General features: G+C 46.3%; 20 protein-coding genes. 11 read left to right on the forward strand and 9 right to left on the reverse strand.

Annotated features, from left to right (window positions below; genetic code table 11):
- Window positions 1–45 precede the first annotated feature (45 nt).
- Entirely contained in the window at window positions 46–915 is an 870-nt protein-coding gene (locus M3650_RS18640; RefSeq protein ID WP_251576881.1) for a cation diffusion facilitator family transporter, read from the forward strand.
- 164 nt (window positions 916–1079) lie between these two features.
- On the opposite strand, the gene M3650_RS18645 is transcribed toward M3650_RS18640, so the two are convergent.
- The 3 genes from M3650_RS18645 to M3650_RS32000 all read right to left on the reverse strand — a co-directional run bounded on the left by M3650_RS18645 (window position 1080) and on the right by M3650_RS32000 (window position 2440).
- Window positions 1080–1802: a CPBP family intramembrane glutamic endopeptidase gene (locus tag M3650_RS18645; RefSeq protein WP_251576882.1), complete on the reverse strand. Its 723-nt coding sequence runs from the start codon at window positions 1800–1802 to the stop codon at window positions 1080–1082.
- A 156-nt stretch (window positions 1803–1958) separates the two neighbouring features.
- A complete protein-coding gene (locus M3650_RS18650) occupies window positions 1959–2300 on the reverse strand; it encodes a hypothetical protein (RefSeq protein ID WP_251576883.1) in 342 nt (113 codons plus the stop codon).
- A 14-nt stretch (window positions 2301–2314) separates the two neighbouring features.
- Window positions 2315–2440 (reverse strand): hypothetical protein, encoded by a 126-nt coding sequence (locus M3650_RS32000; protein WP_285848535.1) that lies wholly within the window; start codon window positions 2438–2440, stop codon window positions 2315–2317.
- A gap of 362 nt (window positions 2441–2802) precedes the next feature.
- Here M3650_RS32000 and M3650_RS18655 point away from each other — a divergent pair, with 362 nt between their 5' ends.
- Together M3650_RS18655 and M3650_RS18660 are read left to right on the forward strand one after the other, a co-directional pair.
- Window positions 2803–3312: an SRPBCC family protein gene (locus M3650_RS18655; RefSeq protein WP_251576884.1), complete on the forward strand. Its 510-nt coding sequence runs from the start codon at window positions 2803–2805 to the stop codon at window positions 3310–3312.
- A gap of 569 nt (window positions 3313–3881) precedes the next feature.
- Window positions 3882–4916 (forward strand): LCP family protein, encoded by a 1035-nt coding sequence (locus M3650_RS18660; protein WP_251576885.1) that lies wholly within the window; start codon window positions 3882–3884, stop codon window positions 4914–4916.
- A 517-nt stretch (window positions 4917–5433) separates the two neighbouring features.
- Here M3650_RS18660 and M3650_RS18665 read toward each other — a convergent pair.
- On the reverse strand, window positions 5434–6777 hold the full coding sequence (locus tag M3650_RS18665) for a lytic polysaccharide monooxygenase (protein ID WP_483311761.1): 1344 nt from the start codon (window positions 6775–6777) through the stop codon (window positions 5434–5436).
- Between the two features lie 843 nt (window positions 6778–7620).
- On the opposite strand from M3650_RS18665, the gene M3650_RS18670 reads away from it, so the two are divergent.
- Window positions 7621–9687, forward strand: coding sequence for a serine hydrolase domain-containing protein (locus M3650_RS18670; protein ID WP_251576886.1), 2067 nt, complete (start codon window positions 7621–7623; stop codon window positions 9685–9687).
- A gap of 527 nt (window positions 9688–10214) precedes the next feature.
- Here the strand turns inward: M3650_RS18670 and M3650_RS18675 are convergent.
- The 4 genes from M3650_RS18675 to M3650_RS18690 form a co-directional block, all read right to left on the reverse strand.
- Entirely contained in the window at window positions 10215–12032 is a 1818-nt protein-coding gene (locus M3650_RS18675) for a S41 family peptidase (protein ID WP_251576887.1), read from the reverse strand.
- A gap of 374 nt (window positions 12033–12406) precedes the next feature.
- Window positions 12407–13291, reverse strand: coding sequence for a sulfate ABC transporter permease subunit CysW (cysW, locus tag M3650_RS18680; protein ID WP_251576888.1), 885 nt, complete (start codon window positions 13289–13291; stop codon window positions 12407–12409).
- Window positions 13292–13368: 77 nt separating this feature from the next.
- Window positions 13369–14232: a sulfate ABC transporter permease subunit CysT gene (gene cysT / locus M3650_RS18685; RefSeq protein WP_251576889.1), complete on the reverse strand. Its 864-nt coding sequence runs from the start codon at window positions 14230–14232 to the stop codon at window positions 13369–13371.
- Between the two features lie 32 nt (window positions 14233–14264).
- Window positions 14265–15332: a sulfate ABC transporter substrate-binding protein gene (locus M3650_RS18690; protein WP_251576890.1), complete on the reverse strand. Its 1068-nt coding sequence runs from the start codon at window positions 15330–15332 to the stop codon at window positions 14265–14267.
- Window positions 15333–15719: 387 nt separating this feature from the next.
- Between M3650_RS18690 and M3650_RS18695 the strand changes: the two genes are divergently transcribed.
- Window positions 15720–16019 carry a DUF2089 family protein gene (locus tag M3650_RS18695; RefSeq protein ID WP_251576891.1) on the forward strand — a complete coding sequence of 100 codons (300 nt, stop codon included), beginning with the start codon at window positions 15720–15722 and terminating at the stop codon, window positions 16017–16019.
- Window positions 16019–16306 carry a hypothetical protein gene (locus tag M3650_RS18700; RefSeq protein ID WP_251576892.1) on the forward strand — a complete coding sequence of 96 codons (288 nt, stop codon included), beginning with the start codon at window positions 16019–16021 and terminating at the stop codon, window positions 16304–16306. Before M3650_RS18695 ends, M3650_RS18700 begins: the two co-directional genes overlap by 1 nt.
- Window positions 16307–16590: 284 nt before the next feature.
- On the opposite strand, the gene M3650_RS18705 is transcribed toward M3650_RS18700, so the two are convergent.
- Window positions 16591–16746, reverse strand: a complete 156-nt coding sequence (locus M3650_RS18705) for a hypothetical protein (protein WP_251576893.1) — start codon at window positions 16744–16746, stop codon at window positions 16591–16593.
- Window positions 16747–17347: 601 nt separating this feature from the next.
- Here M3650_RS18705 and M3650_RS18710 point away from each other — a divergent pair.
- The 5 genes from M3650_RS18710 to M3650_RS18730 all read left to right on the forward strand — a co-directional run bounded on the left by M3650_RS18710 (window position 17348) and on the right by M3650_RS18730 (window position 23920).
- Window positions 17348–19876: a DUF4855 domain-containing protein gene (locus M3650_RS18710; RefSeq protein WP_251576894.1), complete on the forward strand. Its 2529-nt coding sequence runs from the start codon at window positions 17348–17350 to the stop codon at window positions 19874–19876.
- 306 nt (window positions 19877–20182) lie between these two features.
- Window positions 20183–20683: a DUF2243 domain-containing protein gene (locus M3650_RS18715; protein ID WP_251576895.1), complete on the forward strand. Its 501-nt coding sequence runs from the start codon at window positions 20183–20185 to the stop codon at window positions 20681–20683.
- Window positions 20673–21476 (forward strand): cytochrome c oxidase assembly protein, encoded by an 804-nt coding sequence (locus M3650_RS18720; protein WP_483311762.1) that lies wholly within the window; start codon window positions 20673–20675, stop codon window positions 21474–21476. The genes M3650_RS18715 and M3650_RS18720 overlap by 11 nt, the downstream gene beginning before the upstream one ends.
- Before the next feature lie 201 nt (window positions 21477–21677).
- Window positions 21678–22748, forward strand: coding sequence for a chondroitinase-B domain-containing protein (locus M3650_RS18725; RefSeq protein WP_251576896.1), 1071 nt, complete (start codon window positions 21678–21680; stop codon window positions 22746–22748).
- Window positions 22749–23167: 419 nt separating this feature from the next.
- Window positions 23168–23920, forward strand: coding sequence for a CsxC family protein (locus M3650_RS18730; protein ID WP_251576897.1), 753 nt, complete (start codon window positions 23168–23170; stop codon window positions 23918–23920).
- The last annotated feature ends 44 nt before the right edge of the window (window positions 23921–23964 follow it).

Raw genomic sequence — 23964 nt, forward strand, 5'->3', positions numbered from 1 at the left:
ATTTGATATGATCAAACAAATATTTGGAAAGGGCGGCAATTATCGATGACCTCCTCTAAAACCGCATTATTATCAGTTCTTAGCAACACGTTTATTGTGATATCCAAATTATTTGTCGGCGTCATTACTGGATCAGTGGCTGTTTTATCTGAAGCTATCCATTCTTCTTTAGATTTAGTGGCCTCTCTAATCGCTTTTTTCTCAGTTCGAATGTCTGGCCGTTCTGCAGATGAGAATCATCCATACGGACATGGCAAGATCGAAAATATATCGGGGACAATTGAAACGTTACTAATCTTTGTGGCAGGGATTTGGATTATTTATGAGTGTGTTCAAAAAATAATCAATCCGACACCGATTAACTTCCCACATCTGGGTATATTAGTCATGTTTGTAGGGGCAATTATTAATTATTTGGTATCCAGAAAAGTCGGGAAAGCAGCAGAAGAGAATCATTCAGTAGCCATGAAATCAAATGCATTGCACCTATTAACGGATGTATATACTTCTTTAGGTGTGGGATTCAGTTTATTGTTAGTCAGTATTACTGGCTGGGAGCTATTAGATCCAATCATCGGGATTATGTTAGCCATGTACATTATGAGAGAAGCGTATAAATTGATGAGAGAATCGTTTCCCCCGTTGTTGGACGCAAGTTTGACTGACGAAGAAATGGATCAGATATTGAACGTCATCCATCAATATCGTGAACAGTTTATTGAAATTCATGATTTTCGAACTCGAAGATCAGGACCGCAAGAGTATGTGGATTTCCATATGGTTGTCCCATCTTCCATGAATATCGAAAAAGCGCATCGATTATGTGATGATATTGAACATTCAATAACAGCTCTATTCAAACGCGCACAAGTATTAATACATGTTGAACCAGAACAAGAGAGAACAACAAAATAAAGAGACGATGTACATAGCGAACTTTCTCATTTGCCCCCTTCGTTTTGGTTCACAAGTGTACTACCAATAAAGTTTTTACATGCGTATATTCCAAAGAAAAGGTAAGTGATAATGAATAATGAAGGGTGCTTTCAACTGCTTCAATGTATTTTTTCATGGGCAAGCTAATGCAAAATATTCAAAAATGAAGCACCGGATGGTAAAATATCAATTCCATAATGAAGGGCTATCAAAATCCATATATTCCTGAATTTATACCACAAATATCCTAATATAATACCGATAACAAAAGCAGGGAGAATTGTGCCTAGTAGAATGGAAGATAGGTCTCCTGCTATTCCTTCAACTCCACTTGCAAGAAGATAACGAGAGGGCAAATGGAATAATGAAAACAGAATAGCAGACAGGACAATACCTGCAAATGCTCCTATTGCTTTTTCCAAACGGGTCTGTAGTATATATCTATAAAAAATCTCCTCAGGTAAAGCAGCCTGAACTAAGGGGAGAAGTAAACCAAGCAATAGTTTTATCCAAATGAATTCGCCACCCGTTGCCATAACGCTAAATATCTCGCCGAAATACCCACTATTTAATAGAATACCAACCATAAAGCAGCTAAACACAAGAATCCATCTCTTCGGTTCTTGCAGATGAAAGATGCTCCGAATGGAATAACCGAATCTTCTATACATGTATAAGGGCACCAAAAATAAAAAAACGAGTTTAATAAAAAAAACATACCATCCATCTTCCGTAAATCCCTTAGCTCCAAAAATGGGGAGAGGATTGTGCTTTATAACGAGAGAAAATATTGCAACAATGAAAATATACACAACCGCGTACATCGTAAATACAAATAGTTCTTTTCTTTGTTGATGAATGTACATCCTTTTTCCCCGCCCTAAAGATTATACTATGACTCTGTTTCTCATACGCCTTTTGTCATCAGATGTAGAAGGAAACAGCAATAAAATTATACTAACTAAATTATGACTATGCTTCTGCCAAGTAAAAAGAGACAAGGCGGAAACCTTATATTTTTATTACTCTGCTTTGCCATCAACTGAAGTGACTGCTAGACTGTAGCATTTTCCTTTGACGTCAACCCGTGCACTCAAGGTCGGACTCCCTTTTTTGGTAAAGATAAATTGGTTTCTAATATCATACTCTTTATTTTGTTTCACCTCGTAGCCTTTTAAATCAATACCCATTACTTTCTGCGCAATGGGGGCTACCGTCTCTTTGATTTTATTCAGTTTCATATTGTCATAGGCTTTGTTATCTTTGGCAGAAATGTCTGTTGTATTCATCTCAATGCTGGTCAGTTTGCCCGTTTTCGCCCCTACCTCAACCGACGGTGTCAGTGAATTCAATCGCCCATCCAATCATTTTATTCCATCTAAGTCCGTTTTGTAACGCTGTCCACTTCGAGGTCGATGTCCGTACCCACTAATTCCTTAATCTGCTTTTGGACTGTGAGCGCTGCTGAACATAGGGATAATAGCAAAATTTCAAATGACTTCAATCGTTATTCCTCCATTACTTGATTTATTATTACGAGCTCCACTTCCTTTCTTCCATCTCTATTCACGTAATAGAGCAGGTAAAAGGTGGAACACGCTTTATCAAATAATATAGGCATAACCACTTCTATTGTAAATATCATTCATTAATTTGTAAGCTATTCTTAAGTTCATCTTATCTTCATCTGTTACTATCTATAGCGTGGGCACGATCCAAAATCAAAGCGGTGAGGAACTTTTTGTTAAATTGAACAAGGCCTGCGTAAATGAGATTGTAAACTTGACAGAAAAAATGTATGTAAAAAATCGTTTTGGATATTTTAAAGTCATATAAATAGAACGAAATTAAATTGGAGGAATTGACATGATAGAGCACAATGATACTAACGAAAAAGAGTTGGTTATCACGCGCATGTTCGATGCGCCACGTGAGCTTGTGTTCAAAGCGTGGACCGAGCCTGATCACTTGGAACACTGGTGGGGCCCAAAAGGCTTCAAGATGAATGTCTCAAAGCTAGAGCTCTGTCCGGATGGCATTTTTCACTACAGTCAGAAATCCCCTGACGGCCATCAAATGTGGGGCAAGTTTGTGTATCGCGACATTGTTCCGCCGGAGAGACTCGTCTTTACCAATTCCTTTTCTGACGAGGAGGGCAGTACGGTTCGGGCTCCGTTTAGCCCCACATGGCCTCTGGAAATTCTAAATACGTTGACTTTTGCCGAGCATGAAGGCAAGACGAAGTTGACTATACAGGGAGGCCCGACAAATGCGACGGAGGAGGAGCGCAACACCTTTGAAGCAATGCGAGATAACATACAGCAGGGATTTGCCGGTACCTTCGAACAGCTCGCTGATTACCTGTCTAAGGTATGAAACCAATACGAATAGACGGTAAGACGGATGAATGGAACCACCGTTCATTAGCTGTTTGAAGATAAGTCCACGTTGATGGATAAAGGCTTTAGAGTAAATTGTAAAATATATTAATTCAGTAGAGAAGGTCGATATTCCTTAGAATAAGGAAATCGACCTTCTTTTCTCTAAATAGTTGTAGCGAAGGAACTTTAACTTTTTCATAACCTCTTATTTTTTGCTGCCATATAAAATAGACAACAGAACGATGAAAGCGAGGAGCAGGATGAAGAATGGCGGATCGCCTGGGATACGAAAGGCCTCGGTTACAGCTTAGATTACGTGGGGATTGCGGATGTTAACAAGAATGGTGTCTCTGATATCATTCTGGAATGGACCTTGGGCGCAGGAAAAAAAGCGGGTTGCCTATCCAATTGCACAGGTGATATCCGCAAGCTCTCTGATAGGAGAGCTTTTTTGTTTGGCGATCGTCGAAAACCACTGATAAGGGTTCGGCATCGTGTTCATTATGTTTTTATTGGGATATCAAAGGGATGGATTCAATAATCTCAGAGGAAGAAGTGGGAAAAATGAAAAAACGAAAAACGAAAAAAAGTAAAAACACCTCTAAAAAATGGTGGATCATACTAGGCGTTGTCCTTATTCTCGGACTCAGCGGCTTTATCTTCCAGAAGCAATTAGCTATGTTTGCATTTGATATATTTTTATCTGACACAGTAGAAAACAAGCTGTCTGATTCGTATAAACCGATTGACGGCAAGCCGGGAGTGGACCGGGAAATTACAATGCCGTTCTCTGTTCTTCTCCTAGGTGTTGACCAACGCGACGAAGATGAGATCGGACGCTCGGACACCATCATATTTTCAATTATCCGCCCGAAGGACAACAAGGTGCTCTTAGTTTCAATACCGCGCGACACATACACCGAGATTGTAGGGCATGGCACAACGGATAAGATTAACCATGCATTTGCTTTCGGCAGTGTAAAGGACAAAGTGATCGGCGGACCTAAGATGAGTATGGATACCGTCGGCAAGCTGCTTGAACATGAGATTAATCACTATGCGACGATTAACTTTGAAGGGTTTAAAGATGTGGTTGACGCAGTGGGCGGTGTAAAACTGCCGATTAAAGAGGATATCGTCAATAAAGGAGCGGCACATGAGAAATTTCGAGTCGAAGCCAACAAGCCGATCTATAGCGGTCAAGAAGCCTTGTATTTTGTGCGTTACCGCGAGGATTCCGATTTTAATCGCACAGAACGCAATCGTATCTTTTTAGAAGCGTTTAAGGATCGCGTGCTCGAGCTCGATCAGATTGCAAAGATCCCCATGTTGATGGATATTATGGGCAAGAACTTTAAGACGGACATGAAGCCGCGTTATATTATTGATCTTGCCAAGCAAATGTTCCAAATGGACTCGGCTCCAACGATTAGCAGCTACATGCTGCTTGGTGAAGGTGAACGTATGGATGATGGCATTTGGTACTACCTTCCGAATGAAGAGGATCTGACTTACACGAAGAGTCTGATTACGAATTGGATGGACCCGAATACACAGCCGTCAGCCTTAATGGTTCCTCGTAAGATGGAAGCAGAATAACACCGCACAAAGTCAGCTGCATCGATGCGGCTGACTTTAATCGTCCTTTGATGAATTTATAGGAACGAAATACACAGAGGAGATTGTTTGATTCGTTTCATTTAATCAAAGATTCAGATGGAAAGAGAACTTTTCTCTAATGAACGACACAAAGTTTCCCTCATTAGATTATTAAGCATTTTCAAAAAGGAGAACTTTGTGTCAAGTGCTGGTTGAGAAGAATATAGCCGTATAGCCAACACACAACGACCAGCATTCATATTTAATCCGGCGGCGTTGGCGGTGCCGTGATTCCGCTGCTCACCAGATGAGAGTCTTGACCACTTTGACGTAAATGAAAATTCTCATTGTTCTAATTTATGAAAAAAGAAAAGCAAGGAGCGGTGTCAGCATTACACCCGTTCCTTGCTTTTTCGCTCTAAATCCCCATAATCGGCATTAGTGATATTTCCACACACCATCTGCTATATGGAAAACAATGCCAACTGATGTAATTTCTATCCGTTATCAGCTATCTTTACTTCAGCAGCCATAAGGCAGGAACATTAGGCGGCTCCCAGCCAACAAGTGACGTATGTGCTACACGCGCTTCATACGTCTGTCCGTCATATGTGACGAGCGCTCCAGCCGTGTAAGATGTATTAGGAGCCCAAGGAGCAACGGTTGGGGCTGGGGCTGTCTTTACGCTTACGGCATTGCTGCTAGGCGATACGTTGCCAGCTGCGTCAAAAGCAATCACTGTAAATGTATACGAGGTATTCGGCGTTAATTCGCTCACATTGTAAGTCAATCCGCTTGTTGTGGCCACAAGCACAGTGCCGTTATAGATGCGATAGCCTGCAACGCCAACGTTATCTGTAGAAGCGCCCCATGATAGCTTTACACTTGCATCTGTTATGTTGGAAGAAGATAAATATGTTGGTGCAGTTGGCGGTACGACATCAGGCTGTGGCGCTTGGGTCGTGAATGTGACGGGATTGCTGTTGGCGGATATATTGTTGGCAGCATCCACCGCGCGAACCGTATAAGTATAAGAAGTATTAGCCGTCAGTCCGGTGAGATTGTAAGTTAGTGTGGTGCCATTCGTGGTAGCTGCCAGGGTTGAGCCCTTGTAAATTTTGTAACCGGTTACACCGATATTATCGGTCGAAGCGTTCCAAGTCAAGGATGCGCTTGTGGCTGTGATGTTCGATACAGCTAGGTTGGTTGGAGCCGTAGGCGGGATAGTGTCCACAGGAGAGCCGCCGCCGAAGTCAACGTCGATGACGTTGTAGAAGGCATTCGCAGTATCTGCAATCTCCCATACCGCCAAAATGACCTGATATCCAGTCCGGCTTGGCACATTGCAAGTATCCGAGTAGGAGTGAGGCGGCTGCTTTCCTTTGTAGTCTACGTTGCAAAACGGAGTCAGAACGAACGAATCGCGGGTTAGCGGCGCATTAGGATTCCAATCCTGCTTCGTGATGTAATACTTCCAGCTCGTTGTCGCATGGTTGGCTTCGATCGTCCAATGGAAAGTTGTCGTACCAGGAGAAATGTTAACCTTGCTCCAACGGGTTGACGATTGCTGGTCGAGCTCTGGGAAAGCCCCGTTGGCGCTTGCGATCTTTCCGTCTGCCGGTCCGGCAGCAGGGAAGCCTTTATATGCTTCCAAGCTTTGAGGTTCGTAAATAATGGAGCCGCAATTCTTATTAACCCTTTTGGCGCATAAGTCCGCGCGGCTGCTTGGCGAATCAATGTAGCCGTGGGCATAAGCTTTGCTGGAGAAGACCAACATCACGAACATGAGAGCCAGCATCACCCCACTTGCGATTAACAGCTTCTGCATGAGTTGAATCGATAAACGATTGTATGCCAACATCATTTTCCTCCTTTAGGTTTGATTTGACAAGGTATTCCCTTCTTTGCTTGCATCCAGCTAACGGCTTCATCCCACCTTCCTTCTTTACGATTTTGATTAGCTATCCATTTGAGATGACAAATGGTATATAAACTCAATTTTTGAGCTTATACCGGACAAAAAGGGGAATGCTCTGGGATCAGCATGAATATATACACGCTTAAACTCTAATGCATCGAGTGTAATCACTTGGGGAGAATATTAGTGCATATATTAAGATCGGGATAGATTGCGGCAGGCGTTGGGTTATGGAATGGGTATGTTCATTGTTGAATAAGCGGAAAATAAGTAAACAGTAGTCTCAATTATTATAAACATTAATGCGCTTTAACTCAAAACGACTCTTGGAGTAAGGAAAGCCCATACAGACGAAATTCCATTTCATTTTCACACGTTTTCTCCTTTACGCGGGCATTTGTAAATATTTATATTAATATTAAAGCCAAACACTTAATGACGAAGGGGGAGTGCCAACACGCAAAGGCGCTTGAATTCACTCCACTGAGGGGGGAGATTAGTTGCTTACTGAATAAGGAATATGGTATATTATTCACAGACCGAACGTTCTGTTTGTTTAAAAGGAATTAGAAGGATAGTTCTTAGGTCAACTGAAAATCAAAGAATCCTATTTTTTTTGGATTATAATAGACCGAACATTCGGTTTGTTATAAGGGGAGAGGTGATTATTCCACAGTAAGTTCCTAACAATCAAATGGAACGCTTCATTTCCCAATGACAGCGACTATGGAACTGAAAGGTTCATAACATGACAAAGATACAAGGAAAAAAGGAGTTAGATGAAAAATGAGTAAATTACCGGAAAAGAAAAGGAATTCCTTACTTATCAACAAAATAACAAAGGTAACTCTTGGTGCCGCGATGCTGGCATCTCCCTTAGTGGCGCATACTCAGCCAGTGAACGCCGCTCTCAGCTCCGCGCCAGTGTCTTCTCTTGCTTCCAAGCTGGCTTTAAACACTCACGAGGCCGAAGCGTTTTTTGACCGTTTTTTTGCTAGTCCCAAGAGTAAAGCACAGTATGCCGGAGCAGCCGTAGTCGTAGTGAAAGACGGTAAGGTGGTAATTCAGAAAGGCTATGGGTACTCTGATAAAGACAAGAAGACACCCGTCGATGTACAAAAGACGGTATTCCGATTAGCCTCGGTCTCGAAGTCGTTTACAGCAGTGGCGTTAATGCAGCTCGTTGAACAAGGAACTGTTGATCTTAAGCAGGATATCCGCAGCTATATCGGAGACTTACCGCTGAGCAACCCCTTTTCTACACCTGTAACCATAGAACATTTATTAACGCATACGACTGGCTTTGAGAATCGCGAGGTAAGAGACGAAGATGTGTATTATGATTTGGACAAGGTCGTCTCTTTAAAGGATTATATCCGCGAAACGATGCCTCCCGTCGTCCGGGAGCCAGGAACTAGCTATATGTATGATAACTTCGCCTCCATGCTTCAGGGATATATTGTAGAACGCGTAAGCGGAATGCCGTTTGAAGAGTATATGGATAAAAACTTATTCAAGGGGCTTGGAATGAATTCAAGCGGATTTTTGCTAAAGGGAAATGTAAAGGACCGGCTCGCGGCAGGATATGATGGGAGCGGGAACCCTGTACCTATATACGCCATGTCACCAACGGTAATGCCAGACGGAGGCATGTTGTCGACTCCGGAAGACATAGGGAAATTCATGCTTGCTTTCTTAGATGAAAACGCCAGCAAGAAAGGACGTATCCTCTCCACTAATTCCGTAAAGGAAATGAGCATCTATCGTTCGGCCATACATCCGCTGCTTCCCGATACGACTTACGGTTTTGAAGCTGCGGTGCCACTGCCTGGAGCAGGGAGCAGCGATAGGGTGATCACCAAAGAGGGGGGGTTGTTTGATTCCAGCGCCTACATTTGGTTCATTCCAGAACAGCGTTTAGGCGTCTTTTTCGTTTGCAATCAAGCGAGCCAACTTCAACATTCCTTATATACTGCATTCATGGACTCCTTTTTCCCTGAATACGGGAAGCCAGCCGTTCTCCAGCACACCGTCCCGGCTGCTTCCGAGCAGGATTATTCCGGTCTATATATTAATTTAAGAGCCAAAGGATTGGTTAGCACGGTTTCAATCTCGGCAGACGGGAAGTTGTCCGCATATAATGCTTTGCAACGGAAACAAACGATGAAACAGGTTGCGCCCGGATTGTATATTAGTGATAACAGAATGTTCACCGCATTCCAAAAAGATCCGAACGGCCGTGTCTATATGAAACTGAGCGAATCGACAGGGGACTATTCCATCAAGGCGGAAGTGGGAAAAGGATTCAAGGATGTGGATTCCAACCATCCGTATGCCCGTTATATCATTGGCCTGCAATCAGTCGGATTGTACGATGACGACGCTTCCCAAGCTTTCCTGCCGGAGCAGGGAGTAACGAGAGGGGAGTATATACGCAATCTGCTTACCATGTCCGGGGTGTCTGAAAGTAAAAATCCAATTCAATTCAAGGATGCTGTGAACGATCCGAACGGACCCTATATTCAGGCCGGGAAAGAACTCGGATTCGTTGTGGGTACTAAGGATTATGCATTCGAATCCGACAAGGAGATTACTCGTCAAGAAGCAGCGCTTATCCTCTGGCGTGTCATCTCATCCAAATATTCCGAGAAAGGGAATGAAAAAGTTAAAATTGCCGGTAAAACGGATTCGTGGGCCCTTAAAGCTGTACAATTAATGGCAAGGCTCAAATTCTATGGACCTGATATTAGAGAACTTTCAGATGGAACCATTGACTTCCGTTCTACCGATGTTCTCACCCGCAAAGAAGAAGCTTGTCTCTTGTTCAATGCTCTGACTCAACCTCCTGAATAATTCATTTTGTCCTCAAACAGACCGAATATTCGGTCTGTAGTCTAGTGTCAAAGGTCAAGTTCTAATTTAAGAAAACAGTAAAAGCAAGGAGCGGTGTCAGTGTTACACCGTTCCTTGCTTTATCGATAAGGGGTTAAATTTAACTGTACACCTTATATCTACAGTGGAGGGTTCAAGTAAGAGCTAAAAAAAAGGATTAAGAAATAAAATCGTTTTTTTAAGCTCTTATTCTCTTTATTTGTGTATCTGAATAACAGAACGTATACATGAACCTGAACATTCTTATTTGGAAAATACAATCAGGTCTGAGAGTCGAATTCGAAAATGATTCGCATAGTTCCAATGATTAAGAGAGAAGCCAAGAAAGTCACCCTCTTTGAAGGATCAGAGAGGATGACTTTCGTTTTAATGAGTCTATAATCCGATTTCCATTCCGATGAGTTCACGGATATCGATAGACTGCTGGGCGTCTCGCCTCCTTTAAAGGAGGCGATGCCATGGAGTTAAAGACGTGGTGTCAATCATGATTAGTTTAGGTGTGCTCTGGCTTTAATGATTTCGATTGCCTTTTCCATATATACATCGCGCCCTTCACGAACCTCCTTAATCGTTCGCTCCACCGGTACGGTAGGCTGAATGCCAACGAGATGGTGCTGGCTGCCGTCATGTTTCAATACTTTCATTCCCGTCCATTTAACATCAATGCCACCCGGTAAATCAATATTGTTAATGTTCCCATTTACGCCTGCCGTCGTTTCTCCGACAATTTCTCCTAATCGATAATGTTCAACGACACCCATTACCGCTTCTAATAAGCTATAGGAGCCGCCATATGTAAGAAACACAATTTCCCCTTTGAGTTTTGGTGGCAAAGGTTCGATCGTCGATTGCACGTTGATGTAAGAGTCGTTTTTTTGATCGTGATCCGGGTATAGAAATATAGGTTTATCGAATTTTGCTGATGTAATCTGCCTATCGGTTAAATTAGACAACATTTCGAAGTGAATAACTTCGTTCTGAGTAGGATAGCCTCTTAAATCGAATATAACTCCTTTTGCATTTGTCAGCTCGTTTAGCTTCTCCTTAAACATCTCAGGTGTTACCTGTGCTGTATTGACGTAATATATTTCGTCTGCGACTTTATCAATGGAGATAGGGCGAATAAATTCATCGACCATTTTATCTTTGTCCGAGTAAGGAATAGAAATGTCAAATTTGCTTTCTCCACGTTGAACAGTCAGTTTTGCTTCCTTTGCGATCTTCCCAGCCACAAATTGTTGGGCAGCTGTCCAACGTTTAAACTGCATTGTGCCAGAAATATATTTTTCCAGTTGTTTAAAATAAGCTGTGGCGCTATTCCCATCAATATTTACGATGATATCCCCCGGCTTCAGATCGATGCCTTCTTTTACATTTGAAATCACAACTTGCTCTTCAATCCATTGGACGGTAAAGGGGAGGTATGCCTGTTCACGTGTCTGACTTATATGTTTAACTAAGCTATGCCCATCTTGAGTTTTCTCTAACATCTGTCTCAATGTTTGAAAAAATTGATCTGCCGTGCTGTCTTTCAAGCTTTGCTGCAATGTGTTCGTTAACGTTTGCTCCCAATCGACCTTGACTACATCGAAATAAGGGTAAAAATGCTGAAGGACATTCCAAGTTATAACAATGTTTGCTAAGCGGACATTTTCATCATCTATGGGAGCTTTTGTTAAATCGATTCGCGCAAGCTGCTGTTGAAGCTGCTTCAATGCACGTGTCGATTCCTGTGTTGAGCCGATCGTTCCCTTGTCGTCCCGGTATAAAACCAGCGGGATGTGTGCATATACATCCGGAGAAATCTGTTTGACAACCGTTTCTCCTGCCTGCAAAACTCGATCCGTGAACTTTATTCCACCGAGTATAAATTTAATCTTGCTAGCATCGTCAGATTGTATCCGTAAACTCTTGTATCCAGGATTGTTCAATCCGACGCCAATGTGAAGCCAAGCAGTCAAATTTTTGGCTTGTTTAGGCGGGCTGATCTGGGTTGCGTCGTCTTGTTTCGTGAGGCGCATCGTCGGAGCAATCGGGTAAAAAAGCTCGCGTAACGTTGTTGTTAATTCGTCCTTCGTTTTTGCAGTTTTTACTTTGCTCACGCCATGAATGGCAAATCGATTCCAGTTGATTTTCTCATTCTCATCGCTCGGGTGAAAAAACCTTACATATCCATACAGCTTTGCAAACGCTCGAACGTTTACAAGCTCTTGATTAGCGGTCTTCTCCTTTTCTTTCGCAAAAGCAGGTACCGCTGACATTAGAAAAATGATTGCTGCTACGAATAAAAGACTAATCTTCTTCATCTGTAATTTCTCCTCATATAATCTTATAGTATACTTTTCCAATTATAACGAGGTATATTCTTTCAAAGAATCGTCTATGGTTTAGTCTATTGTTAGACTTAAGTCTAGTGAGTAAGCTGGACTATCTATTCATCTTGTCTCCACATATTACGAAATGTTTCATAATTAGGGGCTTATTAGTGACAAGTGGTTTTTATTTTTCATGGCCTGCGCCGACGCGATGGTACGAGGGCGGGCAGCGTTACGCTGGCGATGCGCTTGCCCGTCTTTATCCCATGAAGAAGCCTGTCCGCGCTTAAAAGGATCGCCCTCAGTCCTTGCTGTGCGGCGGTCGCTGCCGCCTAAACCGCTTAAGGAGAAAGGGCGATCCCTGTTCAGAGACGCTTCCGCTCGAGCCACTGCTTCGCCGTGAGGGTGAGCAGCGCAACGGCGACCAACAGCGAGGCTGCGGCGAACGCGGCGGAGAACTGGTATTCGTTGTAGAGGATTTCCACATGCAAGGGCAGGGTATTCGTCTCGCCGCGGATATGGCCGGAGACGACCGATACGGCGCCGAATTCGCCCATGGCGCGGGCGTTGCAGATGACGATGCCGTACAGGAGCCCCCATTTGATATTCGGCAGCGTGATGTGCCGGAACATCTTCCAGCCCTTGGCGCCGAGCGTGGCAGCCGCTTCTTCTTCAAGCGTGCCCTGGGATTGCATGAGCGGGATGAGCTCCCGCGCCACGAATGGGAATGTTACGAACAGCGTGGCTAGCACGATGCCGGGGAGGGCGAACACGATCTGCACATCGTGCGCCGACAGCCACGGACCGAACCAACCGTGCGCGCCGAACAGCAGAATGAAGAGGAAGCCCGAAATGACCGGTGAAACGGAGAAGGGCAGGTCGATGAGCGTAATGAGCCATTGCTTGCCGCGGAAGGCGAACTTGGTCAGACACCACGCGGCGGCTATACCGAATATCGTATTCAGCGGCACGACGATAAGCGCCGTGAACAGCGTCAGCCGGATAGCCGATAGAGCGTCCGGATCGGTCAGCGCCGCGAAGTAGACGTCCGCGCCCCGCTTGAACGCCTGCACGAATACGGCCGCGAGCGGGAGCAGCAGGACGAGCCCGATGAAGCCGAGCGCAACGGCGATGAGCAGCCGGCGGGCGAGCGGCGATTCGGTCGTGCAGCCGGCGCGCGGTGCAAGCTTGCGGGCCGTCCCGCGGGCTGGCGGGGAAGTGGGTCCGGGATAGGAATGAGAACCGGCCATGCGTCAATCCTCCTTATTGTTGATAGTAACGGTTGACGGACAACAGCAGTCAGATCCCGATGGCTCCGTCATACGGTTCATGGCGATGTCATGCGGCGTGCAGCCTTCCATTGCAGCGCATTGATGAGCAGCTGCAGCAGGAAGGAGAGAATGAGCATAACGAGCGCAACGGCAGTGGCGCCCGCGTAATCGTATTGCTCCAGCTTGGTCATGATGAGCAGCGGCGCAATTTCCGTCTTATATGGCATATTGCCGGAGATGAAGACGACCGAGCCGTATTCACCGATGCCGCGTGCGAAGGCTAGCGCGAATCCCGTCAAGAGCGACGGGAGCACCTGTGGCACGATAATGCGGCGGAAGACGGTCAACCGCTTCGCGCCGAGCGTGGCGGCGGCTTCCTCGACGTCCGTCTCCCAAGACTCCAGCACTGGCTGCACCGTGCGCACGACGAATGGAAGGCCGATGAATGTCAGGGCGATCGCAATGCCGGCTGCGGAATATGCGCTCGGGATGCCGATGGCGTACAGCCAGCGGCCTATCCAGCCGTTCTCGGCGTAGATCGACGTAAGAGCGATGCCCGCCACCGCGGTCGGCAGCGCAAACGGCAGGTCGATGATGCCGTCCAGCAGCCGCTTGCCGGGGAACGAATACCGCACCAGCACCCAAGCGACAATAAAGCCGAATACGACATTAATCAGTCCGGCCGCTAACGCCGTCGCGAAGCTGATGCGGTATGCTGCAAGCACGCGGGCATCGAAGACGGTTGCCCAGAAGCCGCCCCAGCTCAATTCAAGCGACTTCAGAACGACGGCGGACAGCGGGATGAGCACGAGCAGCGACAGATAGCCGATCGTAAACCCGAGCGTGATGCGGAATCCCGGGAGGACCGCATACGACTTGCCCTTATGCGGCGCCCGCTTTGGGGTTGGTGTGGTAGTCATCGGGCATTGCAGCCTCCTTTTTTTTCGAAGATTCAACGTCTATAGATCTCGTCGAACAAAGCGCCATCGGCAAAATGCTTCTTGTGCGCCTTGGCCCAGCCGCCAAACTGATCTTGGATGGTCAACAGCTTCACTTGCGGGAAGCGCTGCCCGTACTTCTCGGCAACCTTCTCGAGCCGCGGCCGATAATAATGCTTGGCGGCTATCTCTTGCCCTTCTTCTGTATACAAATACTCAAGGTAAGCTTCCGCCACCTTGCGCGTTCCCCGCTTATCGACGGATCCATCCACGACGGCCACCGGCGGCTCCGCTAAGATGCTCACGGTCGGCACAACGATCTCGGACTCATCCTTGCCAAGCTCATTCGCCGCCAAGAATGCTTCGTTCTCCCAGGAGATAAGCACGTCGCCAATGCCGCGTTCCACGAAGGTGGTCGTTGCTCCGCGCGCCCCGGAATCGAGAACGGGCACGTTGCGGTAGAGGCCGCGCAGCCATTCCTTCGCTTGCTCCTCATCGCCGCCGCTCGCCGCGAGCGCATACCCCCAGGCGGCGAGGTAATTCCAGCGCGCTCCGCCGGAGGTCTTCGGATTCGGGGTGATGACCTGGACGCCCGGCTGCACGAGGTCGTTCCAATCGCGTATGCCTTTCGGATTGCCCTTCCGCACGAGGAAGACGATGGTGGAGTAGTAAGGTGCGCTGTTGTCCTTCAAGCGCGTCTGCCAGCCTTCCTTGATAAGTCCCGCCTGTTGAATGGCATCGATGTCGTAGGCCAAGGCCAGCGTGACGACATCCGCCTGCAGCCCGTCGATGACGGAACGCGCCTGCTTGCCGCTGCCGCCATGGGACTGCTTCACGGTCACGGACTGTCCCGTCTTCCCCTGCCAATAAGCCGCAAACGCCTTGTTGTAATCCGCGTACAGCTCGCGCGTCGGATCGTAGGATACGTTTTGGAGCACGACAGGCTCAGTCCCGACGGCGGCTGTACCGCTTGGTCCGCCCGTCTTCGTTCCGGTTGCCCCGCCTCCGCAGGCGGCGGTCAGGCTCATGGCTGCGATGAATACCCATAGAATAATCTTTTTACGGTATTGACGACTGCTCATCTTGCATGACTCCTCTCTTCGCAGCGCTCCGGTTCCAAGCGGAGACGCTCCGTGCGGCAAACGCAGCATAGTATTTCCTCGCGCCTGCTTGTGTTAAATCCGATAGGACAACTTGGTTATTGCGTGATATGCATGTATGTTATCAGCACTTTTGGGCGGAAGTCAACGAAGATTTACGGCATTGCAACTTGTTTCCAAAGTCGTAAAAAGATAAGGCTGTCCGCTGTTTGAAAGCGTTCTATATTAGTCTGTTCCGACGAATAATAAGCCAGTTTATTCCAAAATGCCTGTTAATACGATGTATGAAGACAAATAATGAATATAATTAAAATAAACTTGAATAAAATTAATATTTAGATTAATATAATTAAAAAAGGAGGGGAGTTAATGGAGCGTGAAGAAATCCCGTCTTGGATTTTAGCTTTGGATAAGGAGTCCCTTGAATTTATAAGGAAGTTTATTATCAATTCGGGTTCTCTAAAGAATATGTCCCAACTGTATGACGTTTCTTATCCAACGGTCAGGGCTAAGTTGGATAGGCTAATAAAAAAAATTGAACTGCATAGCAAAGAAGACGAAGTAGAGTTCGTTAATATGATTAAAAATTTAGTAATTGATGAACGAATTAGCTTAGAAGTGGCAAAAATAATTATCGATAAATATAAAAAGGAAAGAGATGATAATTGATGCTTCATGTGATTCAATTCTTAGGTGCACTAGCCATACTAGGAATTCAATATTACCTGTCCAGAAGACATAACGCATATTGGGGAGCTATCTTGCCAGCGATTTATATTTCGTTTTTTGTATATGGGCAGTTATCAGGAGTATTTAACGAAGGTAAAGAAGTCTCAATGATTTTGGCAGCGCTTGGCGGTACGGCGATTTTATTACTCGCATGGGTTAAAGGAAGAGAATCCGTAAAAGTCAAAAGAAAGAAAGAGTTGGACAAAATCGCGTTGCATGATATGTAATCCAATATACATCAAATTACAGAAGTCTAATCGAGTCAGAGTGGTTTTAAGCTGACATTTCAGGAATCTTTCCTGAAATCCTGAAGCTTAAGTGCTGAAGGGAGAATAACCCGCGAGGTGTGGAGCGGCGGGTTATCATTTATATAGTCGGAATCTAATTTACCTCCTGATTAACAAAACTTCCTTTTCATGCGGACGCAAGGCTTTATGGTCTAAACGATAGCTGATATAGGTCAGCAATGATGCAGCGATCGTTACGATCCCCCCAACCCAGGAAACATCGATTAGTTCCATGTTCGTCGTGACAAATCCGCCCAGCGCCGATCCAATCGCGATTCCCACATTACAGATACGGGAATTAAGGATGAAGCCAAATCTTTGGCAGACGGAAAATATTTATCGGCTAAATCAATGAAATACAATTGCATAGTGGAGTTCATCGTATACACGACTAGCGCAATGAATGAAATGCTAATCAGTCCTATATACGGTATATGTCGCTCCAATACTTAACGCCGGAATAAAGAATGCGATGATTATACGCGTATTGGCTAGCAATCCGATTTGTTTTTGTAATGAACTCCGCGTTCCCTTTAGCCCTCTAGGGATGGTTGCCGAGCTTGCGATTAGAGAAACGATTCCCAATAGAGCGGTAAACCAAAAGGCCATATGCCAACCGCCCCGGGCTTTGAACTCTATGCCAAAGAAGATACGAACTATCAGCTGAAGATGTATGGGCTGGCACATAAAGAGAATGAAGAAAGCTGTCTCTAGAGTAGATTTCCTACTTGAATGGGGCAGTTTTTTGTGGGGGGAATGGGATAAGGTAAACAAAAGTATCTAAAAGTCATGAATTGTCTCTTTGAATCGAGGAACAGCTCTCTTAATGTTACATTGAAGACGCTTTCTTCAAGCTTAATCAATCATTGCGGCGAAATCGTTGAAAGGAGGCATTTCATCATTCATTTGCAACGAAATCATAGCTAAGGAGGGAATTAATAATTTTACGGAGGTTGTAAACCAGACTCAGGAGGGAAAAAGATGAACTTGATGAAAAGATGGATATCCCTAACCGTTTGCATGGTGATGATGTTGACTGCGATTCCCAATGCGCATGCGGCTGAGAATCAACCGGAACTTCGCAATCTTGCCAAGGAGGCTAGCTATGAATGGTCGGAGGCGCCGGAATCCAGTTATCCAGATCCCGGGAATAAGCTTACGGATGGAAAGATTGGCGGCTTGAACGTTCTGGATCCGGCATGGGTCGGGAGTTTGCACAAGACGACTCGTGAAATCGTGCTCGATCTCGGTGAGCGCAAATCTATCTCTAGTGTAAAAGCACATTTTCTGCAAGATTGGCCTTCTTCGGCTATTCTCTTCCCGCTGACCGTATCGGTGTACGTCTCCGACGATAAGGAGCATTGGGGTACGATAGCTCATAGAGCGACTGAGCATTTGTGGGTAGATGGACCGCCGGTTGACCAGTACTATGTGTGGGACGGAAGCAAGGATGGAATTCCAACAGCCGGCTCTGATGCGGTGATGGCTTATGCCCGTTATGTCAAAGTAACGTTCTCCATGCACCCGAGAGCATGGTCTTTCATCGATGAAATTGAGGTCTGGGGAGCCGATGGCAAAGCAGAGGGCGCGAAGTCGGTGCCTTCCGAAACGTTCCATTATTTGCAGCCGGGAGAGCCCACAGCAGGAATACGCAACTTGTCGCTCATATACAACGGCTATTATTCTGACGTCCCGAAGCTGGCGAAGGACAATTTGATTCCTGAGATTGGCTATGTCAATAAGGAAGGAAAACTAGCCGACTGGTTCTTTGACGGCGTCTTGATGCTTGGTTTGCAGACTCCGCAAGGACATGATTTTGGCAATGGAGAAGCGAACCTGTCGGAATGGAAATGGTATCTTGATAAGACGTTCGACGATCAGGGTGATATGTATCAGGTGAATGAGGCGACCAAGGAAGTTGGCGAGAAGCTGGGGCAGCCCGAACATAAAGTAAAGGTCGTCATGATGATACCGAATCCGGGGGAGCATTTATCGAATTTTGGTGATGTGGATGGCGATGGGGTCTCGGAGAACTTTAACGCTGGCGAAGTCGGCGAAGAAGCGGCTATGGCCAATAGGCAAAAAGCCGTCCGCTGGTGGATTCAAGAGGTTATGCAGCGTTGGAACACGAGCAGCTACTCCAATCTTGAGCTTGTCGGCCTGTATTGGCTGGATGAGCAAGTAAGCACGAGCAAGTCGGGACCGGAGTTCCTTCGGTTCGTCAACGGTCTCGTACACGATCAGGGACTGAAGGCATTCTGGATCCCTCACTTCCTGAGTTATAAAAGCTTTATGTGGAAAGATGTCGGATTCGACTCGTCTGCCTTCCAACCGAACTATTACTTTGAAGAGCTGAATATGGATCGGCTCAAGGATGCGGCAAATATTGCGAAGCGGTACGGTATGGGCGTAGAGCTCGAATTTGACGACCGGATGTTGAAAGACAAGGTGTTCCGCAAGAGATTTTTGGAATACCTCGATGCCGGGGAACAGTTTGGTTTTAAGGATCATGCTTATAAAGCGTATTATAAAGGCAGCGGCACTATATTGCATGATGCGGCAGCAAGCAAAGATCCAGAGATCCGGGAAGTATATGATAAGCTCTACCAATTTGCAAAAGGAAGTACTACGGATAATAAGGCTCCAGTAGCGGCGGATGCTGCATTCAGCACGGCAGCGGATACACCAATCAGCGGTAAGCTGGCAGCAAGCGGCGCTGACGGGGATGCGCTGGCGTACAGTATTGTGGAGAACGGCGCAAAAGGCAAGGCGGAAATAACGGATGCTTCGACCGGCGCCTTCACCTATACGCCGAATGCGGGGCAGACGGGCACGGATACGTTCACGTTCAAGGCGAATAACGGTAAGGCTGATTCCAATATCGCCAAGATAACGGTGACGATCGGTTCCATGCCGGTGGGGGTTCAGACGGTCTTAGCGGGTGCCAGCTCCGTCCCGTCAGGGGAGAAGTTTACCGTTACGTACGGTCTGACAGGTGTCACGCAGGCTGTATATGGACAGGACATCAGACTCGATTATGATTCCGCTTTCATGGAGTTTGTGTCAGCGAAGTCCGTCATGGACAGAATCAGCCTTGTCGAAATTGACAAGAAAACGGCCGGCAAGCTTCGTGTGATAATGGCCAGCCAAGGTGCCGGGCATGCGGTCACCGGAAATGCGGAGCTGGTGGAGTTTACCTTTAAAGCGAAAAAGGATGCCCAGTCAACTACAGGCGTCATTTCAATCTCTAGCGCTGTGCTGGGAGATGAGCAAGGAACTGAAACGCAAGCGACACCTTCCTCTAAGACGATTCAGATAACGGTAAAGATACCGGGCGATTACAATGGGGACGGTAAAGTTACTGTCGGCGATCTGGGCATCGTAGCCGCCCATTACGGTAAAACCAAACAAAGTCCGGATTGGGAGGAAGTGAAGCATATGGATGTCAATAGAGACGGTAAAATCGACATTCAGGATCTCGCCGCAGTCGCCAGAATCATGCTCAAGTAAATGTGCTTGAATAATGTGTGGGCCGCAGATCATCCTGCGGCCCACTGTTATTTCTATCTTCTCTAAAACGTCTCTTTATATATATGAGGCGTATTCCTCAGCGCTTCTCTGCAGTTCAGATTCAGTCGGGCTGAACACCTCATCTTTTTCAATTCCTCTGCTCATGCTCCGAAATTATGCTATCTCAATCTGGATTTTAACAGATGCGCTCCGGTTTGCAGCAAGTTAATCTGGGGGAAACTGGGGGAAGGAACACTATATAACGTTCAAATGCGGATAGCAACGCATATGCATGAAGGAGGAGCCATGACTGCTGAAACCGATCACTCACACTATTCAGCCCGGTATACCTATTCCGCTCGCAATCTATGGACAGGCTTCCTATTTGGCCTTGGTCTAGTCGCCTTTATTGATGAAACTGTTTTTCATCAACTACTTCATTGGCATCATTTTTATGACAAGTCCACGACCGATATAGGATTAGTCTCAGACGGACTGTTTCACGCTTTTAGCTGGTTTGCGACAATTGGCTCTTCGTTCATGTTCGCAGACCTTCGGCGCCGAGATGCATTGTGGCTTACAAGATGGTGGGGAGGCGTATTGCTCGGGGGAGGCGCATTCCAGCTATACGATGGCATAATCCAACACAAGCTCATGCAGATACACCAGATTCGCTATAATGTAGATATTCTTCCATACGATCTGATATGGAACTTAACTGCCGCTGCAATGATTGCAATCGGCATCATCCTGCTCATTCGAACCCGATCAGAACTGGCGGGAAGGGGCGACTCAAATGAAAGGTGAGCACATTAATCAAGGGGGCGGACTTCCCTTCGAACTTACATTGGCATTTCTATTCATGCTGTTAATCGTTAGTTATATGGTTGCTGCGGTCTTGACCAGTCGCCGCCACAAACCATGGCCGTTGCGCCGCAGCACCCTCTGGATTATTGGAGTTCTCTGCGCTGCCGCCGCGATCATCGGTCCCTTAGCGAATGATGCCCGCATGGATTTCACAGCACACATGGTCACACATTTGCTCCTAGGGATGCTTGCCCCGCTTCTTATGGTGCTAGCTGCACCTGTCACTCTCCTCCTGCGAACACTCAGTGTGAATGCAGCACGGCGCCTTTCACGCTTGCTTAAGAGTTTGCCTGTTCGTATAGTTAGCGATCCGATTGCCGCTTCCATCCTTAATGTGGGAGGACTCTGGATACTCTATACGACTGGCTTGTACGCTGCAATGCACCATAATATCCTTCTTCACGCTTTTGTGCACGTACACGTATTTCTTTCGGGTTACCTGTTTACTGTGTCCATGATTTATATTGACCCGGCACCGCATCGGTCAAGCTTCGTCTACCGTGCAATTGTGCTGGTAATGGCCTTAGCTGGCCACGGTATCTTATCCAAGCGCATCTATGCTCAGCCACCTGCTGGCGTTCCCGCCGCAGAGGCGGAAATTGGCGGGATCCTCATGTACTACGGCGGCGACGCCATCGACCTGGTTCTGATCTTTATACTTTGCTATCAATGGTTCAGAGTCGCCCGGCCTCGCTCATCGTTGGCCATGCGTCAGTTCGGAGATGCCGGGTAAACGAGTAAACTAGTGTATGGTTCATGATCGATAGAAGTTCACTTTCAAAAATCAGTATACGTTTAACAAAATATCCACGTATATCCGGTAGTAGGTATTTCTACGCATATACCCTTCAAGTAAACTATAAATATGGTTGAGAGTGCTTACCCGACAATACCCAAGCTTAAATGAAAATGACAAGAAGAGGGGAGATGGCAATTGAGCAATCCTAAACACTTTGCAACCACGCTGAAAAAATCGGCGGGGCTTTGGTTCGTCTTCCTGTTAGTTATCAGCTTCGTTCCGTTTGGAGGGAATGCCAACGGCGCTTCCGCGGGGGAGCAGTCTGCGGCATTATTGCAAGGGACGGATCTAGAGCCTGATTCCGCTACGCAAACAGACCCGAATGCGATTTCTTGCAGCACGGCTTCCTGCCTTTCCAGCGCTCTGAAGAACGTGATGCCAGGAAATAAAATTGTGCTTGCGCCCGGCACTTACAAGGGCAGCTTCTCCTCGGACGTGAATGGAACAGCGGAGCAGCCGATTATCATCCAAAGTCAGGACCCTGCTAATCCGGCCGTGTTAGCGGGCCATTCCACAGGCTCAGGATTTAGCCTGCGCGTGCGCGGCGACTACTGGATGATTCGCGATCTCCAATTTACGAACGCCCAGAAAGGCATCATACTGGATCATTCGAACCATACGCTCATTACGAATGTAGAAGTATATAACATCGGCTCTGAGGGCGTTCATTTCCGGGACGGCAGCTCTTATAGCACCATACAAAACTCGAATATCCATCATACCGGAAGAATATCGCCAGGGTATGGCGAAGGGGTGTACGTTGGTTCCGCAGAAGGAGCCAGCTATAACCAAGCCACGCATTACAATACGATTCGCAATGTGGTCATTGGCCCTCACGTGACAGCGGAGCATATCGATATTAAGGAAAGAACGCTCGGCACGGTTGTAGAGAATTGCACGTTCTATGGGGAGGGAATAAGCGGAAAAAACTATGCCGACAGCTTCATTGATGTGAAGGGCAACGAGGCCGTTATCCGTAACAATATCGGGTATCAGGACAGCAACAGCAACATCGTAGACGCTTTTCAGCTTCATGAGATCGCCGCCGGCTGGGGAATCAATAATAGATTCATCAACAATACATTACATCTGGATGACCCTGCGGTATACGTCATTGCAGGCTACAACAACACAAGCGCATCGGCGACGCAAAATACGAGAATCCCGGCGGGCAATATGTACAAAGGAAACATTGCAGCATACTAAGAATATCCAATCCAATATCGACAGGGAGCATTGCTCCTTCAAAGCTATGGAAACCATGTTATTTATACTTAATAGCTGTACTAACTGAACAATAGAAATTAAATCTATAAGCTATTCATTATCCGCCCAGACAATAAAGTCTGGGCGTTTACTTCGGCAAGACTGCAACGGTATCATTTTCTTTTCAAATTAATGCCGGATTTATCCCCGAATTTCACCGATGCTGCACGGTATGCACGTTGGCGGAAGTGTTGCCTCTTTCAATCTCCCGAATTAAGACATTAAGCGTTCTGCCTAGGATGGCCCAAACTCTGAAAAGAGGCTGATATTTAGACAAGCGCCAACGCAAATCTACCCTCCCGTAATAGTATAATACTGGAACACCATGATTAAGCAGCTTTTATGAGGAGGAATGAAACATGTCTTGTAATGATCGAGATTGCCGCGTTGTCGAATCAACTACACTGGCTGAATGCGATAACGAAAAACACGATCCGCATTGGCCCACGATTAAAGTTCCAGTAGTATTGGCTGAGCGCGAAGTTCAAGTCAACGTGGAGGCCCTGATTAGCTTAGATGAACCTGCCTTGGAAATTAAACGTATCAAGAAGAAAGTGTTTTTGGAACAGTGCAAATTGGTTCCTACCGATTTCCATGGCAAATGGGTGACCAGAGCCAAATTGTACCTCAGAGGATTCATCCGCAAAAATATTGAATATGCCACGGCTGACAGATCTCCTACGGCTACTGCTGTTTGCGGAAGAATTCTTCATACGACTGTGCACGTTCCTTTCCAATGCGTCACCGAAATCAAATTCGGCAAAGTGAAGCCAGAGCTTACCTCCGAAAGAGTAGAAGAGTTCGAGTTCTTGGGTAAAGACGAAATGTCGCCTCGACTTGATAAAACATTGTTCAGTCACGAAGTATTCTTTAACGAGCAGCCTTTCTGCGAACTGGTAAAGGTCAGATTCCATGAACTCGACCTTGGCGAAGACTTCGACTTCGATGATGATCTGCCTCGTAGAGAGAAGACGTTCCGCAAACTGCGCGAAAAAATCGTTATGAACGTAACCGTAAAAGTATTGCAAAAGCAGCAAGTTCCATTGCCATGGGGCCATAAAGATGAAGATGATTGCAAAGACCACAAAGACCACAAAAAAGATTGTAAGTAGCGCCAATACAGCTTAGCTGCCGAGAAATTCTCGGCAGCTTTCTT

Origin of the sequence: Paenibacillus sp. MER TA 81-3 (assembly GCF_023713585.1) — a bacterium.
Taxonomy (GTDB): Bacteria; Bacillota; Bacilli; order Paenibacillales; family Paenibacillaceae; genus Paenibacillus_B; species Paenibacillus_B profundus.